This is a genomic window from Streptomyces sp. NRRL WC-3549, from assembly GCF_000721935.1.
Lineage (GTDB): Bacteria > Actinomycetota > Actinomycetes > Streptomycetales > Streptomycetaceae > Streptomyces.
On the sequence record NZ_KL585381.1, the window covers coordinates 158834 to 162695 of the forward strand.

The following is a 3862-nucleotide window of genomic DNA, read 5'->3' on the forward strand; positions in this document are numbered from 1 at the left end:
AGCCGCAGCGAGGCGGGTACGGCTGAGGCGCCGCCCCGCACGGGCTCCGTCTCCAGCACGGAGAAGATCTCCTCGGCGGCCGAGAGGCCCTCCGCCGCCGCGTGGTACTGGGCCCCGACCTGCCGGATCGGCAGGTACGCCTCGGGCGCGAGGATGAGGATGACGAGACCGGTGTAGAGGTCGAGCTCGCCGTGGACGAGCCGCATCCCGATCGTCACGGCGACCAGGGCGACCGAGAGGGTCGCCAGCAGCTCCAGGGCGAACGAGGAGAGGAAGGCGATACGCAGGGTCTTGAGGGTGGCCTGGCGGTACTGCGAGGTGATGGTGCGGATCGACGCGGCCTGTGCCTTGGCGCGGCCGAAGACCTTCAGCGTCGGCAGTCCGGCGACCACGTCGAGGAAGTGCCCCGAGAGCCGTGTCAGCAGGCGCCACTGACGGTCCATCCGGGACTGGGTGGCCCAGCCGATGAGCGCCATGAAGAGGGGGATCAGGGGCAGCGTCACCACGATGATCGCCGCCGAGACCCAGTCCTCCGTGACGATCCTGGCCAGGACCGCCACCGGCACGACGACGGCCAGCCCGAGCTGCGGGAGGTAGCGCGAGAAGTAGTCGTCGAGCGCGTCGATCCCCCGGGTCGCCAACGTCACCAGGGAACCGGTGCGCTGTCCCCCCAGCCAGCCCGGACCGAGGTCGGTGGCGCGTTCCATGAGCCGTCCCCGCAGCTCGGACTTGACCGCCGCGCTCGCCCGGAACGCCGCACGCTCCGTCAGCCAGGCCACGAGTGCCCGGCCCAGGGCGACCGCGACGAGCGACAGGAGGGGGGCGCGGAGCCCGTGGGCGGTGAGCCCGTCCTCGAATCCACCCACCACCACCTCGGCCACGAGCATGGCCTGGGCGATCACCAGGGCCGCACCGGCCAGCCCGAGCGCCACCGCGGCCGCCAGGAAGAAACGGGTGGCTCGGGCGTACCGGAGCAGGCGTGGGTCGATCGGTTTCACGTGAAACAGCTCCCCGGGGAACTCATGTCGTTCGGTTGCGCGGCATGGTCAGTGCGGATCGGCGATGTGCTGGGTGCCGATGCGCTTGCGGAACACCCAGTACGTCCACCCCTGGTACAGCAGCACGAGGGGGGTCGCGACGCCCGCGCACCAGGTCATGATCGTGAGGGTGTACCCACTGGACGAGGCGTTGGTGACCGTGAGGTTCCAGGCGTCGTCCAGCGAGGACGGCATCACGTTCGGGAAGAGCGTCAGGAAGAGCATCGCCACCGTGGCCGCGATGGCCAGACCCGACAGTCCGAACGACCAGCCCTCACGCCCCGCCGCGATGGCGCCGATCGCGGCGACCAGTGAGACCGCGGCGATCACCAGCGCCAGCAGGCTCCAGCCGTCTCCGTTGTCCCGCTGTGTCAGGACCAGGAAGACCAGCGCGAGCACCGCGGTGACCAGGCCGAGCCTGACCGCGAGCGCACGCGCCCGCCCCCGGATGTCCCCGACGGTCTTGAGGGCGGCGAACACCGCGCCGTGGAAGGTGAAGAGGAAGAGGGTGACCAGGCCGCCCAGGAGCGCGTAGGGGTTGAGCAGGTCCCAGAGGTTGCCGACGTACTCCATGTCGGCATCGATCTTCACCCCGCGGACGATGTTCCCGAACGCCACGCCCCAGAGCACGGCGGGGATCAGCGAGGTCCAGAAGATCGCGTGTTCCCAGTTGGTCTGCCAGCGTTCCTCGGGCCGCTTGGCGCGGTACTCGAAGGCGACCCCGCGCACGATCAGGCAGACCAGGATGATCAGCAGCGGCAGGTAGAAGCCGGAGAACAGGGTGGCGTACCACTCCGGGAAGGCGGCGAAGGTGGCGCCGCCGGCACTGAGCAGCCACACCTCGTTCCCGTCCCAGACCGGACCGATCGTGTTGATGAGTACCCGGCGTTCCTTGCGGTCCCGGGCCAGTAGCTTGGTGAGGACCCCGATACCGAAATCGAATCCCTCCAGGAAGAAGTAACCGGTCCACAGGACGGCTATGAGCACGAACCAGACGTCGTGGAGTTCCATCTCTCAGCTCCGCAGCTCTCAGTAGGAGAAGGCCATCGGCCGGTCGGCGTCGTCCTGATCGTGTCCGCCGATCCTGGTGGGCGGATTCAGGTCGGCCTCGGTGAGCTCGGGGGGTCCGGCCTTGACGTACTTGACCAGGAGCCTGACCTCGATCACGGCGAGGATCGCGTAGAGCGCGGTGAAGCCGATCATCGAGGTGAGGACCTCGCCCTGCGAGACCCCGGGGGAGACCGCGTCCCTGGTCTGGAAGACCCCGAACACCACCCAGGGCTGCCGTCCCATCTCGGTGAAGATCCATCCCCAGGAGTTGGCGATCAGGGGGAAGAGCATGGTCCACAGAGCGGTGATCCAGTAGAGCCGGGCGAACTTCGGGCTCAGCGCCTGGTTCTTGAAGAGGACCAGACGGGGAACCTCGTCCTCGCCCGTACGCAGCTCCGGTGGCAGCAGGAACTTCCTCCGGGTCAGCCACAGTCCGAGCAGGCCGAGGCCGAAGGACGCCATGCCGAAGCCGATCATCCACCGGAAGCTCCAGAAGGCCACCGGGATGTTGGGCCGGTAGTCACCGGGCCCGTAGGTCTTCTGGAGTTCCTCGTTGATGTCGTTGATACCGGGAACGTGCGAGCTGAAGGTGTTGTCCGCGAGGAAGGAGAGCACTCCGGGGATGGAGATCTCCACGTCGTTGTGCCCCTTGGCGACGTCTCCGACCGCGAAGAGCGAGAAGGGCGCACCGTCCTCGCCCTCCCACAGGGCCTCCGCGGCGGCCATCTTCATCGGCTGCTGCTTGAACATCACCTTGCCGAGGGTGTCGCCGCTGACCGCGGTGAGCATCCCGGCGACGACCACGGTGACCAGCCCGACGCGCAGCGAGGTGCGCATCACCGGGATGTGCCGCTTGCGCGCCAGGTGGAAGGCGGAGATACCCACCATGAAGGCGCCGCCCACGAGGAAGGCCGCCGTGAGGGTGTGGAAGAACTGGGTGAGCGCGGTGTCCTGGGTGAGCACCTTGAAGAAGTCGGTGAGCTCGGCCCGGCCGCGTTCCTCGTTGATCCGGTAACCGACCGGATGCTGCATCCAGGAGTTGGCGGCCAGGATGAAGAACGTGGAGAGGACCGTCCCGAGGGAGACCATCCATATGCAGGCCAGGTGGATCTTCTTGGGCAGCTTGTCCCATCCGAAGATCCACAGCCCGATGAAGGTGGACTCGAAGAAGAAGGCGATGAGCGCCTCGAAGGCCAGCGGGGCCCCGAAGACGTCACCGACGAAGCGCGAGTAGTCGGACCAGTTCATGCCGAACTGGAACTCCTGCACGATGCCGGTGACCACGCCCATGGCGATGTTGATCAGGAACAGCTTTCCCCAGAACTTCGTGGCCCTGAGGTACTTCTCGTTGTCCGTGCGCACCCACGCGGTCTGCAGGCCGGCCGTGAGCGCGGCGAGAGAGATCGTCAGGGGGACGAACAGGAAGTGGTAGACGGTGGTGATGCCGAACTGCCATCGCGCCAGGGTCTCCGGTGCCAGAGCTAGATCCACGTCTCTTCTCCTTGCATCGCCGCGATCACCGGCGCGAATCGTCCCCATTGATCCCGCCGATCACGGGAGGAAACGGGACACGCTTGTGAACGCGTTCACATTCACAAGCAATTATGGCGCACAAGGTTTCGAAGGTGACAGGGGGGGGTGCATCCCGGCCGATCCCGGCGGAGGCACCCCGGATCAAGCCCCGGATCAGGCCCCGGGTCTCCCCCGGCAGCACGGTGGCCCCGGCCCGGTCGACGGCGATCGACACGGCCCGGGGCCACCGGTACGCACAGCGG

3 protein-coding genes are annotated in these 3862 nt (G+C 67.4%); all 3 read right to left on the reverse strand.

Going from position 1 to position 3862, the window contains the following annotated elements; translation table 11 throughout:
- Positions 1 to 998: ABC transporter ATP-binding protein/permease (locus tag IH13_RS0100980; RefSeq protein ID WP_037840630.1), on the reverse strand; the 998-nt coding region annotated here is incomplete at its 3' end.
- Positions 999 to 1046: 48 nt separating this feature from the next.
- Positions 1047 to 2048 carry a cytochrome d ubiquinol oxidase subunit II gene (cydB, locus tag IH13_RS0100985; RefSeq protein ID WP_031080177.1) on the reverse strand — a complete coding sequence of 334 codons (1002 nt, stop codon included), beginning with the start codon at positions 2046 to 2048 and terminating at the stop codon, positions 1047 to 1049.
- A gap of 18 nt (positions 2049 to 2066) precedes the next feature.
- Positions 2067 to 3578 (reverse strand): cytochrome ubiquinol oxidase subunit I, encoded by a 1512-nt coding sequence (locus IH13_RS0100990; RefSeq protein ID WP_031080178.1) that lies wholly within the window; start codon positions 3576 to 3578, stop codon positions 2067 to 2069.
- Positions 3579 to 3862: the final 284 nt, after the last annotated feature.

What these genes read in the sequence shown, in the direction of transcription:
- cydB (WP_031080177.1), bottom strand. Translation starts at nt 2,048, where the DNA reads ATGGAACTCCACGACGTCTGGTTCGTGCTCATAGCCGTCCTGTGGACC.